This window comes from Anoxybacillus sp. ST4 (genome assembly GCF_019448545.1).
Taxonomy (GTDB): Bacteria; Bacillota; Bacilli; order Bacillales; family Anoxybacillaceae; genus Anoxybacillus; species Anoxybacillus pushchinoensis.
On record NZ_JAHZOE010000021.1, the window covers coordinates 12,443 to 33,183 of the forward strand.

Annotated in this window: 7 protein-coding genes; 2 read left to right on the forward strand and 5 right to left on the reverse strand. The window is 42.9% G+C overall.

Features of this window, described 5'->3' with window-relative positions:
• Positions 1-4: 4 nt before the first annotated feature.
• Both K1I44_RS11720 and K1I44_RS11725 read right to left on the reverse strand, forming a co-directional pair.
• Positions 5-1,447 carry an N-acetylmuramoyl-L-alanine amidase gene (locus tag K1I44_RS11720; protein WP_219986232.1) on the reverse strand — a complete coding sequence of 481 codons (1,443 nt, stop codon included), beginning with the start codon at positions 1,445-1,447 and terminating at the stop codon, positions 5-7.
• A gap of 262 nt (positions 1,448-1,709) precedes the next feature.
• Complete coding sequence (locus K1I44_RS11725; protein WP_219986233.1) at positions 1,710-3,935, reverse strand: S8 family peptidase; 2,226 nt, start codon at positions 3,933-3,935, stop codon at positions 1,710-1,712.
• A 185-nt stretch (positions 3,936-4,120) separates the two neighbouring features.
• On the opposite strand from K1I44_RS11725, the gene K1I44_RS11730 reads away from it, so the two are divergent.
• Together K1I44_RS11730 and K1I44_RS11735 are read left to right on the forward strand one after the other, a co-directional pair.
• Entirely contained in the window at positions 4,121-6,043 is a 1,923-nt protein-coding gene (locus K1I44_RS11730) for a 5'-nucleotidase C-terminal domain-containing protein (protein ID WP_219986234.1), read from the forward strand.
• Positions 6,044-6,156: 113 nt separating this feature from the next.
• Positions 6,157-7,989, forward strand: coding sequence for a stalk domain-containing protein (locus tag K1I44_RS11735; protein ID WP_219986235.1), 1,833 nt, complete (start codon positions 6,157-6,159; stop codon positions 7,987-7,989).
• Positions 7,990-8,022: 33 nt separating this feature from the next.
• On the opposite strand, the gene K1I44_RS11740 is transcribed toward K1I44_RS11735, so the two are convergent.
• From K1I44_RS11740 to K1I44_RS11750, 3 genes are all read right to left on the reverse strand, one after another.
• On the reverse strand, positions 8,023-9,789 hold the full coding sequence (locus K1I44_RS11740; RefSeq protein ID WP_091702912.1) for an S-layer homology domain-containing protein: 1,767 nt from the start codon (positions 9,787-9,789) through the stop codon (positions 8,023-8,025).
• A 70-nt stretch (positions 9,790-9,859) separates the two neighbouring features.
• Positions 9,860-16,372 carry a carboxypeptidase regulatory-like domain-containing protein gene (locus K1I44_RS11745; RefSeq protein ID WP_219986236.1) on the reverse strand — a complete coding sequence of 2,171 codons (6,513 nt, stop codon included), beginning with the start codon at positions 16,370-16,372 and terminating at the stop codon, positions 9,860-9,862.
• Between the two features lie 46 nt (positions 16,373-16,418).
• A complete protein-coding gene (locus tag K1I44_RS11750; protein WP_219986237.1) occupies positions 16,419-20,708 on the reverse strand; it encodes a S8 family serine peptidase in 4,290 nt (1,429 codons plus the stop codon).
• Between the last annotated feature and the right edge of the window lie 33 nt (positions 20,709-20,741).

A 20,741-nucleotide genomic window follows, 5' to 3' on the forward strand; every position in this document is an offset into this window, starting at 1 on the left:
TCCGTTATTGTGACGTATAGTATTTCACAATTCCTTGATAAATCGCTTCTGCGTATATGTTTTGATATTCAGCCGATGTCAATTTGGCGCGGTCTTCAGCATTTGAAATAAATCCTAGCTCCACGAGCACACTTGTCACCGTGTTGTTGCGTAAAACGTATAATCCGCTATTTTTCACACCACGATCAACCATATTCGCCATGCGCACAATTTCTTCTTGAATATATTGGGCTAACTTTCTGCTTTCTTCACCGTTCGGATTTGTCGATGAATCGTAATATACTTCCGCTCCTTTTGCATTCGTGTTCGTCGCTGCATTCGTATGAATGCTGACAAACATTTCAGCATAGTTGTTTTTCGCCATGTCGACGCGTTCCTGTAACGTCGGATACACGTCTGTTTCACGCGTCATAACGACCGTTGCTCCCGCTTTTTCAAGCTTCTCTTTTAATAATTTCGCCACTTCAAGCACGATCGTTTTCTCGCTCACCCCACCAGCAACTGCACCAGGGTCTCTTCCACCATGTCCTGCATCGACCACGATAATGCGCCCTTTTACTGGAGAGCCTGCTACATTTCGCAATTTTACATACGTTTTATGCACGTAAGCAAATTGACCATTGTAAACGATTTTTGCCCAATACCCATTTATATCGTACACATCGACAACTTGTCCTTTGGATAACTTCCCGACAACGGTACTCGTCGTCGATGGTGATTGTCGGACGTTTAACAAAGAGGCTGTCACTATGCCTTGCACATTCGTTTTCCCTTGCTCAATTAAATCCGGTAGCGGCAAGCGGAATTGATCGTTAATCGTTCGCGCTAACAACGTAGCAAATTCTGCGCGTGAAATGGCATCTCTCGGGAAAAATTGACCGTCCCTTCCGTTCGCGATGCCGTGGTAATATAAACGATTAATATGCGCTAACGCCCAATGTCCTGCTGTGTCTTTAAACACCGCAGCAGATTCAACAGCAGCCCCTTTGCTCGGCAAAGAAAAAGCATTGACTAACACGATGCTCATTTCTGCACGAGACAACCCTTCATTCGGACGAAAATTCGCCGTCCCGTCTCCGCCCATAATGCCCATTTGTACTGCACGTGCGATCCAGCCGCGCGCCCAATGATTTGGAGGAATATCTTGAAACGGTACCGTTCCTTCTTTCCACTCCGTTTGGCCAAGAGCGCTAACGATCATTTTCGCCGCTTCTGCCCGCGTGACCGATTGTGATGGACGAAACTCCGATGTTTGCCCAACTTGATAACCGTTAATAATTTGCGCATTTGCTAAAAAATCAATTTCATTTTTTGCCCAATGACCGTCCCCAACATCGACAAATCGTCCTCCTTGCTTCGTTTCCGTATTTGCCCAACTATATGGCACGACAGAAAAAAAAGCAAGAAAAACGATGAAAAGACAATATACGTGACGTTTCCCCAGCATGATCTTCTCCCTTTCGACATTTTTCTACCATTAAGCATAACAAACAATCCTAACCTTTTCCATACCCGATCAAGCATATTTTCTTTTCGACAAACGTGTCGATCTTTTTTCGACAAATAACGACATGAAGCGACAAAATTATACAACAAAGTTATTATTTTTGTGTTGATTTTTTTTAAGAAAAAAGGCTATACTTACTTATGCGATAAGGTTTTGGTTGCTAAGTCAGCCTCCCCGCCAATTGGAAGTGGCGGGGCTTTTTTTATGCTGATTTTGTCGATTTTTGTCGAATAAGTTCAGCAGCACGGATAAGTATGGCGCACATTTCTGCCCTCGTAACTGGATCATTCGGACGGAAAAAAGCATGTTTTGCAATGAATCCTCGTTCCGCTAGCAATTGCACGGCAAGCCACACATCTCGTTGCGTCACATCTTGGAATGGATAAACTGAACGAATCGGCTCATTGTCAAGTTGCAACGCACGCGTAAGCAATAGGGCAAGCTGTCCTCGCGTCAACGGTTCATCTAAACGTGCGCGCCCCCCACTTCCTTTTACTACTCCTTTTTCTGCAGCTGTCACGACCGCTAGCGCATCTGTTGATGTAAGCGGCACATCAACAAAAGGAGAGCGTAATACAGACGGCGCCTCCCAACTAAGCAAGCGATAAAGCATAACGATACTTTGCCGACGAGTGAGAGGGACATGTGGACGAAAAGTACCGTCCGCATACCCGCGTATCATTCCTCGTTGCTTTGCTTGTGTAATCGCATCATACGCCCAATGCGTTTTGTTCACATCGGAAAACGATGTCGCATGAATCGGGACGAGGCGAACGTCAGAGGCGACAACCCGCTTTTGATCGTCCGTTATCACGACCGCGATATCGCTTTGTTGTTGCGCCAGATCAAACAAGCGAAATGACATCATTTCCTCATCTATAAGAAACGAGTGCACGAGCTTTCCGTTCACAAACATATGACCGTTCATGCCAATAAACTGCGGAGAAACGCCGAGTACATATGTCTCATTCCTTTTTAGCGGCTGCCCCGATTGCACATTGAGCCAGTCGAGACCCGATGGGGCGGATGAAGCGATTGCCTCTTGCCATTGGATAATTCCATATCCTGTATATATATCATATCCTCGCCAATGCACATCTTTTGCTGTTTTCCATAAACGTTTGCGCAGTTGAAACGCATTTTCTTCTGGATATGTCGCACGCAATACTGCTAACAAAGCCGACACGTGCGGCGCTGCCATCGACGTTCCCCGCATCGTACGATAGCCCGATATATAAGTGCTCCATAAAAAATCTCCCGGGGCGCTAACATCTACCTCCCAACCATAGTTTGAAATAGAAAGAGGAGCTTGTTGACGATTAGTCGCTGCTACAGTAATGACCCCTGGATAGCTGGCAGGGTAAACGTTTGTTGTTGCCATATGGCTATTACCGGCTGCCGCAACGACATGCACACCTTTTTTCACCGCTTCTGCAATGACCGATCGGAGCACTTCCGTCTCACCTTGGCCAGCTAAACTTAAATTAATGACAGAAGCACCGTGATCGAGCGCATATTTTACCCCTTTCGCGATTTCAAAATCACCGCCTACGCCGTAGCGATCTAACACTTTAATTGGCAAAATATCAATCGGAGCATCTCCAAGAAGCCCTGCAATTCCTTTCCCATTATTCCCTACCGCAGCTAAAATGCCTGTTACATGCGTTCCGTGACCGAACGTATCTTCCGCGTAACGTTTTTTCTCTGCATAATCGACGCTTAAACTATATAGGATGTGATCGCCAAAATCTTCATGAAGTACAATGCCTGAATCAACGACAGCGACGACGACGTGATTGACCGCCTTCATTTGTATGATGCGCGGCGCCTGTTGCCAATCGGATGCGATCACATGCAAATGAATCGTTGGCGAGAAGCAAGGGATAAGCACATCTAGCCGTTGAAGTTCTCCTTCGTTTTCTCCTAATATCTCTCCGTTACTATCTTTCACTTCTAACCGCCACGGCCCTTCCACATGATCGAGCGTTACAGATATTCTCGTCACACGCTCCTCCCCCATTGTAAACACGATATGTTCACCATTGACTGCTTCGCCGCGATATGTCTCCATCTGTCCGTCAACATTCATCAGCTTGCCGATGAAATGATTTGTCGAAGTGAGCGAAGGGAATGTCCAACGAATGACAGGAAGAGACCATTGTTCAACGAACAACGGATCATTGGTCGCGGCACGTTTGCGATCGTTTTTTTCTATTCGAACAACAAACGGTAGGCGCGAGACGTACTCACACTCTTCTTCTGTCAGCGCCACTTTCGCAAACGTTCCTATCACATCTAGCACATCCGCATGTATATATTTCATGTCTGACTCGTTGCGAACTTGAATAATCCATTCTTCTTTCTCACTAGCTTGCACACGGGCAGAAAATAAAAAGCAAACGATACATAACCAAAACCACTTTTTCACACCATCCCTCCTCCTGCTTCCATTGTATCGCGCAAAAAACGACATGAATAGACAAAAATCGTGACGATATTGGAATGACATACAATTTAAACAAAAAAATAATTTTTTTACATTTTCATAGCAAAACATACATATCGTTTTGTTATAATTTAATAGAATCATAATGAACTAGGGGAGGAAAAAAGATGAAGCAAGCAAAAAAATGGCTCATGCTCGTCTGTATGCTATCGGTAGCTTTCGCGCTCCATCCGCAAGCATCGCAAGCGAGCGAGCACATCACGCGCGGGGAATTTGTACAGCAACTCATCACAACACTTGGCGTAGACGTCAAAAGTGAAGTAAAAGAGCTTCCTTTTACAGATGTTGATCCGCAACTTGCTCCTTACGTCGAAGCAGCTATTCGATTAGGTATCGCAAACGGAAAGACAGAAACCACTTTCGCACCAAATGAAAAATTAACGCGCGAACAAGCATATGTTTTTCTCATCCGTTCCTTACAGCTTCGCCATCACTATGCAACAAACATATTTAAAGTGTATAAAGACGGAACGAACGTTAAACCGTGGGGGCAACAGCCAATGGCTGCCGCGATTCATCTCGGATTGCTTCAAGGCTATAGCGATAAAACAATTCGTCCGCAAGAATGGCTAACAGTCGAACAAGCAAAAGCGATATTGAAGCGATACGACTCAAACATTGAGAAGATTACATTCATCCATACGAACGATACGCACGGGCGCATCATTGCCAACGCACAAAATGGTGAAATGGGCTTTGCTAAAATCGCAAAAATTGCCCAAGAGATGCGTCAAAAAAATAAACAGACGCTCCTTGTCGACTTAGGCGACACGTTCCACGGCACGACATACGTCAATCTAAACAGCGGACAAGCCGTCGTCGAACTAATGAATGCGATGAAGTATGATGCGATGGTGCCAGGCAACCACGATTTCAACTACGGGCAAGATCGTTTGCTTGAATTAAAACAAGCCGCTCAATTCCCAATTGTAAGCGGAAATATTTACAAAAATGGTCAACCGTTTTTACCTGCTTATACAATTAAACAAGTCGGCAATAAAAAAGTAGCGCTTGTCGGAGTAACTGCGACAGATACGGCAGTAAAAACAAATCCAGCTGGCATCGTTGGCATTACGTTCGCTGATGAAGAAACGACACTGAAACGGCTTGTAAACGAATTAAAAGGAAAAGTTGATCATATTGTCGTTCTTTCTCACGCCGGTTTACAAACGGACGAGAACATCGCAAACAACGTAGCTGGTGTAGACGTCATTCTTGGCGGTCATAGCCACGACACGATCGAAGCGCCGAAAAAATTTAAATACGCTTACGTTGCCCAAGCATTCGAATACGGAAAAGCGCTCGGACAAACGAATTTATTGTTTTACAAAGGTAAACTCATTGGCGTAAATGGCTTCTTATATCGCGATAGCGCAACAAAGCAAGCAGATGCGTCCGTTCAAGCAATTGTCGATGCACATAAAAATAGCACGGATGCAACGCTACAACAAGTGATCGCTACAATTGATGTCCAGTTAGACGGCGAGCGTGCAAACGTGCGCACGAAAGAGACAAACCTCGGTAACCTCGTCGCTGATGCGATGCGCCAAGCTCTTCAAACCGATGTCGCTCTAACGAACGGCGGAGGTATTCGCGCTTCCATTCCGAAAGGCGATGTGACGCGCAATCACATTTTAACAACGTTGCCGTTTGCAAACACACTTGTCAAAGTGTCAATGAGCGGCGCCGATTTGAAAAAAGCACTTGAACATGGTGTTCGCCTGTACCCAGAACAAAACGGCGGCTTCCCGCACGTCTCCGGCATTCAGTTTACATTCGATGCGACAAAACAAGCAGGGGCACGTGTAGCATCTGTAAAAATTAACGGACAGCCGCTTGATGAGACAAAAATGTATACCGTTGCTACAAACGACTTTATCGCAAAAGGCGGCGACGGCTATGACATGTTCAAATCGAGCACGATTGAGTTCGATAGCGGCGAGCTGCTAAGCACCGTTGTTATGAACTACTTGCAATCAAATAAGCCGATCCCAACTGTTGAAGGAAGAATAACAGTCGTGAATCAATAAACGAGAGGCGTCCTAACCGTCATGGTAGGATGCCTTTTTTATTCCATTTTGTAACACGCGTGACAAAAGAGATAAATATGGTATAATGTGTTAGGAATTAGGAAGGAGTGAATATGTTGTTAAACAAAATTATTGGATATGCAGTCATTGCGCTTCTTAGCTTGTCGTTTATGACAACAGATGCCCAAGCATCAAGCGTTCGACCTGTTCATATCCCGATCATAACAAACGGGAAAACGTTACAAACAGATGTGCCACCCATTATGGTACAAAACCGCATTCTCGTTCCATTTCGAGCTATCGCTCAATCGACAGGGGCGAACGTACATTGGGATGCAACAACAAAATTAGTAACCGTACAAAAAAATAAAAAAACGATCATTCTTCAAGTACAGTCAACGATTGCAACAATAAATGGCCAATCCGTGACACTTGATGTTCCTCCAATCGTTCATCAAGGGCGCACGTTTGTACCCGTTCGATTCGTGTCGGAAGCGTTAGATGCTAACGTTCAATGGACGGGGAAAGAAGTACGCATGTCATGGAATGCGTTGCAACGAAGCACTTTTTCTGTATATGTCAATCAAATAAAAATTGGAAGTCATATAATGACCGACGGCGTCTATACATACATCCCGTTGAAACAGCTATTAACTGCCATTGATGTGAATGTCGATTGGATCGAAACGAATGAAACGATGACGGTTCGTTTGTCACGTGGACAAATGATGATTACCGCTGGAAAAAAAGAAGTGATCGTCGATAACCATGAAATGATCACTCCGCTCGCACCGATTCGTGTAAACGATGAATGGTACGTGTCCGCTTCTTGGGTTATGAGCATATTTGGGGCACAAATGTCGACGAGCGGAACAAATATGTTTTTCACCATTCCGCGAACGACGTTTCGAAGCCCTATGTTACTTACCGAAGAAACAGCGATTACTGTACCGCAACATATTCATACACCGACCGTTGCTGACGAACGGCGTTTACTCATTAGCGACAATCCCGAACTACTTACAACGGAGTCAGTGCCAAATCGCCAAGCAACGTTAGCGCTAGATGACGTTCGCGAGCGACAACAAACAGTCGATCATCGTGTGTTCGGTTGGCACGCCAATATGTTAGGTCAACAGGCATCCGTTGCTATTGTGATCGATAACCTCTCTTCATCTAACGACCTTGTCGTTACAAGCGGAAAAGGGGCGTATCGAACAAGCCCAAACAGTTGGGGACATTACGATGTTGGCTTACCGATTGCGGAGGCGATGTTGCGCCAATCGCTCACAGCCGTTCCAACAATAAAAGTGAAAGCTGGAACAAGCGCTGTTATCCAATCATTTGACGTCGCAAACAATCAACTGCTCGGCTTTTTATACGACTTTACCGTTCAACAAGAAGGCGCAATGACTAACTATCGCATACGAACGATCGTAACGAGTTCTTCAGCTAACTTTTCAACCGTTTCACCTACGCTTGCACCGCTTGACTCATATGCAACCCATCCACGCGGTGTATGGAAAGGTTCAACATTAGAAGCGACGTTGCCTGCATATACAACTGACAGCCCAGCCGTCGCCTACAGCATCTCAAACGGAAGAACGGATCATCTACTCTCGGTTGCAAATGCGTTAAGCGATCCGTCACAAACAGTGCACAACCCGGGACATTACGGCTTAACATATCGCGTATCGATCCCCATTCAAAATGAGAGCGGAGAACCAAAGACGATTCGCCTACGCTTTAGCGGACGCGGCGGAGCATATTGTGGAGGAGTGAAAATAAACGGCGTTGTTCATTTAATTCCACCACTTCGCCCGATTACTCAATCAGCCTATATCGATTATACCGTCTTTTCCCCTCAAGACGTTCTCGAGCTTGAATTCATGCATGCAGGCGGAGCTGCCTTGCCGCTTGGGATTGAAATTTCGACGGTGAGGTGAAAAAAAAGAGGCGTGTCTATGACAGCCTCTTTTTTATTCATTGATTAATCGAGTCATTTCATATAACATTTTTGCCGCCTCTGCTCTCGTTGCTTTCCCTTTCGGGTCGAAAACACGTTGACCATTCTTTATTTTCCCATCAATTATTTTCAACTTAGCAGCTAATTGCACATCTTCTCGAGCATAAGACGCAATTGTAGAACCATCTGCAAATACTACGTTGCTTTCTTTAACCCCTTCTAGAGATTTCGCATTTTTATATTGAAGTGCCCGTACAATCATCGCCGCCATTTGCTCACGGGTAATCGGTGCATGTGGTTCAAAACGACCGTTATTTCCACGAATAATACCTGCCGCATTTGCAGCCTCAATTTCAACTACCGCCCACTTTAATTGTTCGCTCACGTCAGAGAACACACCTTTGTACGAGCTTTTTGTCAAGTGTAACGCTCTTGCTAATAATACGGCAAACTCTGCCCGCGTCACATGTCCACTTGGGACAAATTCGTCTTTTTTCATTCCTTTCACAATCATTCGAGATGCTAGCGATTCAATATATGGCTTCGCCCAATGTGCATGTATATCAGCAAATGTATGAAATTGTTCAATAACTGCATATGTGGAAAAGTGAGATACAGCAACAACCCATTCTTCCCCTTTTAACGAGCCTCCAACATATTCCCATTGTTTTGTTTGTTCATCCCAATAATATGCCGCTGTATGATCAGCATGTTTGACTTGCTTACCTACATTCATACGAATTTCGATTGGTTTTTCAAATAAGCGCTCATATTTTTCCCCATCTACTTGAATTGAAAAGTCATACGCTCGGTATGCTCCTTCTTTTTGTACAGGTATAACTGCCACTGTTGCATGTGTGCGTGCATGAAACGATTGCAACACATTTGGTGAAATAACGACTGTTGCACCGCTTGCTTGAATAGCTAAAGGTTTATTGGCTTTCACAAGCTCTCCGACTGTTGTTGCCGCAACAGTCGCTTGCTTTTCTACTTGAACCGTCACTGTTGCCACCGATGATTGCAATTGTTCACGCACTATACGATCTACTTCCTCATCTTTCGATGGCGCTGGAGCTGGTTTCGGTGTCGGGCTTGGTGCTGGCGCCGGACTCGGTGTTGGTGTTGGACTCGGTGCTGGCGTTGGTGCTGATGAGACGATAAAACTTTGTTCCGTTTCTTTTCCTAAAGCTTCGACTTTAACTGTGTAAGACCCTGCCGCAATCGGACGGAACGTATGCGTATATTGCCCACTATTGTTAGAAAAAACAGCTTCTTTCTTTAATTCTGTTCCATTCTTTTTCCAAGTGACTTGTACGCTCGTACTCACTCCTTTTCCATCTTCCTTCACTGTCCCTGAAACAGTCACCGTATCCCCTTCTACATAAGATGTAGCATTTAATTCCGCAGTTAGTTCAACTATCTTCTCTTTTTTCTGTTCTTCAACAACAAATGTTGTTGTTGCTTCCCCACTGCTCGCTTTTAACGTGACTGTATATGTACCGTACGTCGCGTTGTCCCGTAATGTAAAGAAAGTTTGCACCGCACCTTGATCGCTAATTTCGCTATCATTCCATTGATAAGTGTATTCAATTGACTGATTAGGTCCACGTACTGTGAGCGTCGGTTTTGTTCCCTTTCCTTGCACATTTCCAACAATGTTTACCTTTCCCCCTCGTATGTAAGACGACTGATCTGTCTGTACAGTTACCCCCGCTGCCCAAGCTGGCAAAGAAGAGAAGATAAGCAACAAGCATAGCAATGTTGCGATTCCTTTTTTCATTCATAATCCTCCTCCAATGTAGCATAGAAGAATGGCTTCCTGTCTATTCGACAGAAGCCATTCTGAACTTTTAAAACTCTCCTAGTTGTTGAAGCAAGCGATACAACATCACGGCTGATTCTGCACGTGTGGCATTCGCTTTTGGCTTAAACACAAGTTTACCATTCGCAACTGTGCCACGGATTAACTGTAATGAAGCAGCTAACCGCACATGCTCACGCGCATATGGAGCAATAGCTAATTCATCAGCGAACGAAATGGACTCGTTTCCTTGCATGTTTTGATTTTTATATGCAAGAGCACGCACAAGCATCGTTGCCATTTGTTCACGCGTGATAGCATCATCAGGTTTAAATAGACCGCCGCTTCCTTGAACGATTCCTGCACGATACGCCGCTTCAATATATGGAGCTGCCCATGTCAACTGTGCAGGCACGTCTGCAAACACGCCTTCATATGAAACAGTTGGCAACTGTAGTGCACGTGCAAGCAATACAGCAAATTGATCGCGTGTAATCGGCGCATTTGGCTCAAAACGGTCTTTTGTCATTCCTTGAATAATTGTGCGCGATGCAAGCACTTCAATTTCTTCTTTCGCCCACGATAAACGGCTCGTCACATCGTTGAATGTTTTATTTTGTTCAACGACGATAAATGTACCAAACAAATGAAGGGAAACGACAAATTGCTTTTTGAACTGATCGTACACACCGTCAACATATTCATAAGACTGATCGGTGAGACGATATACAGCTGCTTTTCGAGCGTCGACAGGCGTAGAAGTCACATCGAGCGCCACAGTAACAGCATCTTTAAACGATAGTTGTCCATCGGACGTTTTAGCCGATAATTCGTATACAGGTGCAATGATATTGCCCCCTACTTCTTGTTTCGCCTCTTTGATAGCGACAGATAGCTTCACATCCGCTTTTGCTAGCTGCTTTAACACTTCTTTTGATAAAGTCATTGTAGCCCCATTCATTTGAATGGACATAGATTTCCCGCTCGCTAACAATGCCTCTGCCAATTGCTTCGGAACTTGTACGCTCAGCGTATGAATGTTTTGCTCTCCTTGTTTACGTTCAACAGCGATCGTGACTACATCAACATTTTTTGCCATTTCCAACACACGTTCCGCATGTAATTCAACCGTTTTTTCACCATTTACTGTTACTTCTTTACCAACACCTGTCGTTGGAGATGGTGTTGGCACAGGAACTGGAGCCGGACTTGGCGTTGATCCTGAAGACCCTCCCGGTGCCGAACTAGCCGGTTGTTGTTTTGTTACAAACGTATACGTATAATCTGTCATCGCCTTACCCGCATAGTCTGTTACTTGCGAGCCGACAACAACTTCGTACGTTGTACCATATTTAAGTGGCGCGTTTGGTTTAAATGTAAATGATTGAACGAGTTTTTTCGTTGCATCTTCAACAAACCAACCGCTTTCTCCCTTACCATCTAGCAAGCTCGCATCCTTTTTACTTTCGTCAGACTTGTAACCGTTGTACATACGATCATACGTAAATGTACCAGCTACTTTTGTTTTTTGTCCGTTTTTCACTTCATACACACTTACACCTTGTTCGATCGACGATTTGTCCATTAATCGATCGAATGTAACTTGTATGTTTGCATTCGTGTCTACGTTTTCCGCATTTGTTGCAGGCGTTGCTGCTTCTACGCGCGGATGACTTTGACGGACAAGTGGCACATTCAATTGTGTTTCTGCTGGCGGAACGTCTACAATACGTGATATATATGTCTCATAACCTTCTTTTGAGAATACAACACGCCATTTGCCACTAATAACATCCCAACCGTATCGGCCATTTTCATCTGTCACTTGCGGGTTGACTTGACCATAAAATTCTGCATTCCATTTAACCCATTCATCACCTTGTAGCTGTTGTACTTCCGCTGTTACACCTTCTAAACGGTTCTCCATGCTACCTTCAAACACATAACCTGATGGGTCAATAAGCACAATAATTTGCATCAGTGGAAGACGAATTTCTTGTCCTTTCGCTTTGAAAATGAGCTGTAACATTTGTTCACCGTATGAACTCCAAAAGCCAAGTCGTGAACCGTCAAATGTGAACGTCTTTCCGTCATTTCCTTTCGTCATCTCATACTGTTCACCTAAAAATTCAATCCATGCTTCATCCACTTCATCGCTAAATACAACTTTTGTATCTAACGGTGTTCCCTCAACAATTGCAAACGAAGCAACTCCTGTGTGAGGATTGAGCGATACCGTTCCATTCCATCCAGCATATACTTCCGCTGTTTCTACTTTCGGAACAGATGCATCGTATTGAACAGTCACGATATCCGACATATGCTTCTGGTCATTTTCTTTGACAACGGCTTGTAATTGGAACGTTTCTTTCTCTTTCGTGACTGGCAACGTTGCTGTCGCAAACCACCAACGCCCTTCTACTTTTGTTTCCGCTACCTTTTTGCCCGCCGCATACACTTCAACAGTGGCGTTCGGTTTCGCTTTCCCGTACACTTTGATTTTTTTATCTGCTGTTTGAGACGGCGCTTGTAACGTAACGAACAAGACGTTCGTCGTAGCTGATAACTCATCACCACTGCCAACTTGTGCAACTACACGTACGAAATCATCTGCATTTTCCTTCACTTTCACTTGGAAAGAAATAGATCCTGATTCTCCTGCTTTTACTTTAGGAATAGTCACTTTACCGTTCGTTAATGTAGCTTGTTGACCGTTGACAACGAGCGATCCATTTACCAAATCAACGTGTTCAGGTAAAGTAATCGTCACAGGAACGTTCTCTTCATCTCTGTTACCGTTATTTCGATACGTTAACTTATAGTCAATCGTTTTACCCGGCACAACTGTATCTACCGATGCAACAAAGCGATTCCCTTCTCCTACAAAACTACCTGTTCCTTTTGTAAATGGAAGCGTGACCGTTTGTGATTCTTTTTGAATATCAACTTCTTTCTCAAGCGTTTTCCCGTTGTACCATGCTTCAAGTTTGTACATACCTGGTTGTAAGCCGCGCACTTTAAAATAGCCATCTTTATCCGTACGCGCCCAACCTGCATATTGTCCATCTTTATCATATACGTATACGTACACATGTTTGAGTGGCTTACTTCCTTCGTACACACGTCCATCAATGTATTTTGCTTTCTCTAACGTGATCGTACCGAGATCAAGCGTTTCACCTTCACTTGCCCCAGAAACAGTCTCTCTCTTTTCGACATAATCGGTTGCTGAGACGACATATGTGATTTCTTCATTTGCGTTTAATCCTTTAATTGTAAATGTACCATCCTCTGCAAATGATACGTAGCCATAGCTACTGCCCGTATATGCATACATCCACACATTTGTCATTTTGTCGTAATCAGCAACTTTTCCTGTAACTGTCAATCCTTTATGAAGTGTGATAACTACATCATAATGATCTTTTGTAATGTCTACTTTTTGTTCTTTCGTGATATATCCAGGTACACTTGTATATAATAAATAACCATCTGCAACAACGACGTTCGGAATCGTTATACTGCCATCTTCGTTGTATTCAACTGGATATGTTGAATGGTAAAAACCAAGCTCGTAATTCGATGTGCGATATACGTCATATTGGTATAAATAAAAATATGCATTTGGTTCCGTAATGACATTTCCATCTTTATCTTTGAAAGTTAGCTTGACATCAACGACTTCGATGTCTTTTTTGTTTAATGTGAATTCAATTGGCTCTCTTACATAATTGTGTTCTGGATCAATTGTAACTTTTGTTTTCAACGTTTCATATAAACCGTTTCCGTACACGATCAATTTATACTCTCCAGCCGGCACACGTTTTAATGCACGATCATCCCAAGAAACGAACTGCCCTTTTTGATTAATATATCCACTAAACCATGCACGATCGTTGTACATCTCTACGTATAAACGGTCAGTTACTGCCTGTCCATTTTGATCAACAAAATGAATGCGCACTTCTTGTGGTAAGTTGAGTGTGACTTGTTCTTTTTGTCCATAGTGTAATTGAAGCGTTGAAACAGCATAATCCCATTCTTTTCCACTGTAAATATCGACACTATAAAACCCTTCTGGCAACCCTTCGAGCTTAAACGTACCGTCGGACTGAATAGATGTTGTATATGCCCCAATTTGTACTTTTCCTTTTGTTAACGGCTCGCCATTAGCACGTACTGTTCCTTCAACTGTTGCACCTACATACTTTCTAACGTTTTCGATCAGTTCGTTCGTTTTTTGTCCTTTTTCATTTATAATAAACGCAACAACTTTATCAACAAGCTTCATACCTTGTTCAATCGGGAACGCCCCAATGTATGCTTTACGCTCCGTATCGTACGGTAAGCTGATTTCTTTTTGCTTCCCGTCATAATATACGACCGCCGTCGCTGTATAACCTTCTTTATATGAACCATATAATTCAACACCAATGTTTGTATCCAATTTTAAGTACCCTTGGTCCGTATGAACTTTCAATGTCGTTGCTGAAAAGTCTTCTGTTTTCCATTCAGCGACCGCCTCGCTATAGTTTCCTATTTGGTCAACTGCGACAACTTTAAAACGATATGTCGTATTTGGCGACAATGGTGAGTAACGATACTCTTGACCATTTAAGCCTGATTTGAGTTGTTGCCACTCTCCACCATTCACTTGAAGTAAAATATTGTAATAAGCAACATCGCTATCTTCATTCCAACGAATAACGAGTTCATTGTCCTCCTCTTGGATCGTCACTTCTGGCTTAGCAGGTGGCGTTGTATCGACTGTAATTGTTACAGGCTTAGATGAGTGTTCACCATCTGATGCGATTAATGAATACGTTCCATCCTCAAGCTTTAACTCGGTAGAGAAATGACCTGTTGAATCTGATTTCGTTTTTGCAGATGCAATTACTTCTTCTCCTTGTTTTGCTTGTACAGTTAAATCGACATTCGCATTCGCATATCCATAAATGTGAATTTTATTATCATCCCCACGAACAAATGAGCCGTCTTGTGGCGAAACAATCACTGGTGCGGTATTTTCAGAAACAGTAAACGATGCATAAGCTCTCTCCCCTGTTCCTGTTGCTAGCTCAACTTTGTATACACCTGTAACTGCTTCGTTTAATGTAAACGATGTAAAAATCGAACCATCTGTTTGAATATCTGCATCATTCCATTGGTACGTATATACAACGTCTCCTGTCGGCGATGTCACTTTTAATGTCGGTTTCATTCCGTAACCAGCTTGGCCTTTTTTACGTACGTAACCGCTAAACTTTACTTCGCTATTCGGCAAATACATGGCTCTGTCTGTTTGAACATGAACTTCTTTTTCTGGAACAGGTTGAGATGTTTCTCCGTCAGATACTTTAAGTTCCTTTTTCCAATACACGTCATTTCCGCCTGGAAGATGTAGTTCATAGTATACGATATATGTGCCGTCTGATAAGTTAGGTACTCGGAGATGAGCGTACTCGACCGTGACATACTCCTTCTCAAACTCGATGTCCTGTCCTTGTTGATTGACAATACGAATAGATGGTTGAATCTCCTTATACACACCATCGATATTTTGGCTAATTCTTCTTAACTTAACATCTCCTTGAATCAAATCAGTAGTCAAAAGAATAGATGGGCCTTTCAAACTATCTTTCCAGTAAGATACATCTGTGCTTTCTAATATCGGTTGGCCGACAACGGATAGCGTACGAGATGTTGTAAAATTAAAATCAATAGGTAACAGTTCGTATACATATCCCTCATCATCAACTACACTAAAAACAGCATACTTGTATTGATCAGATGTCACATACACATGAGAAATAGCTTCTCCGTTCAAATCAACGTCTGCAGCACTAGATTGTTTTTCACGCACGAACATAAACGATGTTAATTTTTTATCACCCTTTATTCCAATCTTTGAAACGTCATGAAACGCATCCTCAAATGACAATACACGACGTTCTCCATTTACTTCGAATTGCTTGTATACAACATAACCATTATTTTCATCATCAACCCCCCGATAACTCACAGTCATCTTTTGCGGGCGAACGAATACTTTTCTTTTAGCGTCATATGCATGAACTGTAAAATCAAAAGGCTTCGTCGATAAGTAATACTCCGCTGAAGCTTTTTTGGTAATTGGGGCACCTTCACCTGTCACTTGAATCGGTACGAGATCCGTAGGTAAAGACAATGTCTCACCATCAAGCAATGCTTTTAATTGTTCGTATGTGAGTTTTCTTGTATCCGCATATACGGCATATTCATTTTGTTCATTTTTTACGTCAATGGAAAAGCTAAGTTCATACGTTACATCCGGCTTCAACCTTTCAACCGGAACGATGATTTTCGTCTCGCCATCTACCCCAGTTAACCATTCCATCGATGTGTACGGATCTCCATCATTATAACCAATTAACAACCCTCTCGCCTTTCCGACAGGTTCATATCCTTCAGGCAGTTCAATTTGAATCGTTTTCTTCTCCTCCTGTGCATATACCGCAATAGAAGGAGCTAAAGATGAGAAAATAAGTAAGATTGCTAATAGCGTATATAACGCTTTCCTCACTGCGACATTCCTCCTTACTTTAATGAGGAGGGGAGAGACCCCTCCTTTATTCTACTTGGAATTGAACTTTGTCTTTATTTGCTTCAGCCATTGCTTTTTGATCCCATCCTGACCAAACGAATGCTTCTACTGCATACGTTCCTTTTGCAAGGGATGAAAGTGGCAATTGCATACCAAGACCGTTTGTTCGCTGTGGATCAAGTTGATCGATCGTTAGGAAAGCCCGTCCAACGACGCGGCGATTTGCATCAAGCACTTGTAAAATAACAAGCGGTTTGACTGGCGCGTATTCTAAGTTTTGAACACGTGCCATCACGTAAGCAGAACCCGTTTGATTGAACGATGTTTGCTCCTCACCGTTTTCATTTAATACTTTTACCGCTTCAATTAGCGTTTCATAGTTGTATACAACGAATGTATTGACTTTCGAATCAACGAGCTTCCCTTCTGCATCGTATGCCTCAAACGTCACAGTATATGTGCCGTTCATCGCATCTTGTCCCACTTGATAAGCGTAAGAGTACTCCTGTCCTATTTGTTCTGGAAGTTGTTGCTCCTCACCGATTGGATTTTTCACTTTTACTTTCCACGTCACTTCTTCGTTTGCGTATGCACTGAACCATGCTGGACGGTTTGTGCTAACAAATTGGTTTGGTTGTACGTATGTGTCTGTAATCTCTATTTTTGGTGGCTGTTCTCCTTCTGCTAGACGATAAATCGATACAACTTTTTGTGTCACATGGCCACCAAGATCTTTTAATGTAAGCACAAATGTGTTGAGCCCTTCCTCTAGCTGCAACTCTTGCGTATACGTATGTTCATAATCTTTCATAACAAACGGGCTTTCAAAATCTACCCCATAAGCAAAATCGTCGTCGACATAAAATTGCATATGGCGGTAATTATCTTTTAATTTCACTTGCAAGTTAAACTTGTCCACATCATGTGTGACATACTTCGGCACACGTTCTACAAATTCGATTTCCCCTGGCGTTGAGTCAACAAACACCGTACGGTTAATGGTGATCGATTGGCCTTTTTCGTCCGTTGCAGTCACTTGGATATCTTTCACTCCATCGCTGTCAAACGAAACGACTGTCGAAAAATATTTTCCAATCATCGAATCATTACTTACATTTACTTTTTGACCGTTCACCGTCACATCAACACTTGACACATCACTAATCATGCCAAACACATGCACATATCTTGATCCGTACGCACTAAGTGGCTCTGGCGAGAATAATGAAATGATTGGCGCCTCATCATCTGCCACAACAGTTGATGCAAAATTGACATTTCCTGCGTAGTCAATGGTTGCTACCGTTACTTCTGCATTCGTGTACACTTCTGGAAGCGTAAAGCTTGTCTCTTCTTTCGACAACAACTCATCACCTACGATGGACTCCCCATTGATCAATACATCATAACCAGCAATACCTGAGCCATTTTCAATCGCTTCCCATGAAACAGTATTTGTTTCTTCATCGTACTCGACGGAAAGAGTTGGTGCTACTGTATCGACGATGACAGGTACTTGTTTCGACTGCCAACGTGCATTCGGATAGTCGATGACTGCTTTTAGTTCATACGCATATTCTCCATCCGGAACAAATTGGAATTTTGCTGTTCCATCCCATAGACGACCGTCCATGTAAGAGAATGGCGGCTCACTTCCGGCATCAAAGAAATTTTTCCGTACGTTGTTTTCAGATTTAATACGGCGAAGTTGTTTCTCATCTTTTAAAATGTTGTATTGCACTTCTTTTGCATTGCGTAAAAATGTTGGCAGTGGCTGAATTTGATCCATAAAGCCGTCGCCATTTGGAGAAAATGCATACTTTCCTTCCTCATTCGGCATTAAAAACGATGTCGTTTCATCCATCATCGTTGACCAGCCGTAAAACGATGCTTCTCCAAGATCGGCAATGCCATCAAAAATATTCGGTTCATCCCAATGGCCGTAAAAACCAACATATGGGATCGTTAAATCTGGTTTTGTTTCATTTTTCAATTGCACAAATCCTTCAACAAAAATATTTTCATGAAGTTCTTTCGCCCCAGCAGTTGTTGGGATTTTCGCGTTTGATAAATCGATTTTTATAGAAAACTGTTTTTTCCCATTCGCTGGAACTACAATTTGGTCAGATTCTGTCGAAATGACTGCACCCTCTATATGACGTGCCGCTAAAGCGTTATAATCTCCATCTACAAGATCGGTTAACGCATTCGCTTTCACGTCATATGTGACATCTTCGTTTGACATGTTATATGCTGTAAATGTCATTTTAATTGACTTCTCTGTAAAATCACCAAGTTCGACTTTCGCCTCACCAGTCGTTGTATTAACGACGTATACTGGCGTTGTAACCGCTGCATACGTTTGCATCATTCCAGCACCTTGGCGACGTGGCGAGAATGGATAACCTTCTTGATCCGTAATTACATTCGCTGTATTCATTAGTAAAATTTTTGCTAATTTTGCGCGCTCTTTCGTTCCCATATTCGGGAATTGTTCTCTTAAATGTTGCGTAACAAGCGCTGCACCACCTGCTACATGTGGCGCTGCCATCGATGTTCCGCTCATATATCCATATTTATTGTCTTGCAATGTCGAATAAATATTTCCACCTGGAGCAGAAATTTCTGGCTTCAACTGTAAACTTGGTGTCGTTCCCCATGACGTAAAGTCTGTCATTCGTCCCATTTCTGGATCTTCGGTTTGATCTTTGACTGCAAAGTTGACTTGAAGCGAACCACCAGCATTAGCAATCAGCTCCTCTAATGCTTGTCCATCTTCTGTTTGGATTTTCATAAATGGAATGAGATCCCATCCACCTTGATCTTTGTAAAAGTTCGGGTTTCCGTTATTGTAAACAATAATACCAATCGCTCCGGCTTCTTTAGCATTCATTGTTTTTTCATAAAATGAAATCTGTCCACGTTGAACAAGAACAACTTTTCCCTTTACGTCTATGCCATCATAATCTTCAACAAAGCCATACGCACCACCAAGGGAAACTAACTCAACTGGATCATCGCCAAACGCTTTCACCCAATTATCTGCCCCATAACCTACAAATTGATAGTCACCCACATTGACAAATGTTTCATATAAATATCTTTCATTCCCTGTTGCCGCAACTTGAAGGGCATTTGCTGCTAGACCTGGGGCTCCAACAGTCCCGATATCAGGATTCTCAGCGAGTGGGTTACCAAATCCGTAAGCGAAATGACCTGAGTTTCCTGCTGAGACGGATACGACGATTCCATTTTCTGTTGCGCGCGCAATCGCTTCACTCGCCATATCTTGTTCATTATAAAATGCAGCTGCACTTCCTAAACTCATGTTAATCACGTCTGCACCGAGTTTAATCGCATCGTCAATAGCCGCTACATACACATCGTCATATGTATATGCATACATCGGATCATTACTAAATACTTTCATGGCTAACACTTGTGCTTCTGGTGCAACACCAGAAATTTGACCGTTTGCCGCAGCTGTGCCAGCTACGTGCATGCCATGCATAGAAGCTGCTGGACCAAGATCACGAATTTCGTCTGTTTTATCGAAGTAGTTATATCCGTACGGCACTTTTTCTGTGAAGTATTTTCCTGGGAGGTGATGTTCACTAACAATTTGTTCCACTTCATCTTTTGTTAATGCTTCTTCCGTTGTTTCACTTAATTTCATATCTTGATGCGATGGATCAACGCCTGTATCAATAATCGCAATGACAGTACCTTCACCACGCAACTGCGCATCCGCCCATGTTGCTTGCGACTGAATAAATTGATGGCTTGTTTTCATATTTGGCATCGGCTGTGGACGTTCATAGGCGTTGACAAGATGAACAGCTTTAACCGATGGCAAACTTTGAATTTTTTCAATATCGCCATATTGCACTTCTGTACTGAACCCGTTTACGACCGTTGTAAACGATTGTTCAACGTCTACATCAACACCCGATTGTTGAATTTGTTGCAATGCTTCTTTTTGTTTTTGTTCCGCTTGTTTTTCAAGCTGCTCTCGCGTTTGTTCTGATAAATCCTTATACAGCTTGCCTTGCTCTGTGGCGTATTGAAGCGGTGTTTTTCCTTCCACCTCCACTACAATACGTACATAGTCCGTCTCCTGCCACTCTGCTTTTTGAGGAAGCTTTTTTAATTGACGTTCGAGCTTCTTTTGTACAAGCTCGCGCTGTAATTTGCTAGACGACGAGGTGGACAATGTTTTAAAACTAGGCGACGAATCGGCCCATGCGCTTCCGGCAAACATGCTCGCCATTAACACCGTCGTCGTCATAACGCTAAAAGGTTTTCTCCACTTCACTCGTTTCTCTCCTTTCTTTTATGGAAAAATAAA

What these genes read in the sequence shown, in the direction of transcription:
- K1I44_RS11720 (WP_219986232.1), bottom strand. Translation starts at nt 1,447, where the DNA reads ATGCTGGGGAAACGTCACGTATATTGTCTTTTCATCGTTTTTCTTGCT.
- K1I44_RS11730 (WP_219986234.1), top strand. Translation starts at nt 4,121, where the DNA reads ATGAAGCAAGCAAAAAAATGGCTCATGCTCGTCTGTATGCTATCGGTA.
- K1I44_RS11735 (WP_219986235.1), top strand. Translation starts at nt 6,157, where the DNA reads ATGTTGTTAAACAAAATTATTGGATATGCAGTCATTGCGCTTCTTAGC.
- K1I44_RS11740 (WP_091702912.1), bottom strand. Translation starts at nt 9,789, where the DNA reads ATGAAAAAAGGAATCGCAACATTGCTATGCTTGTTGCTTATCTTCTCT.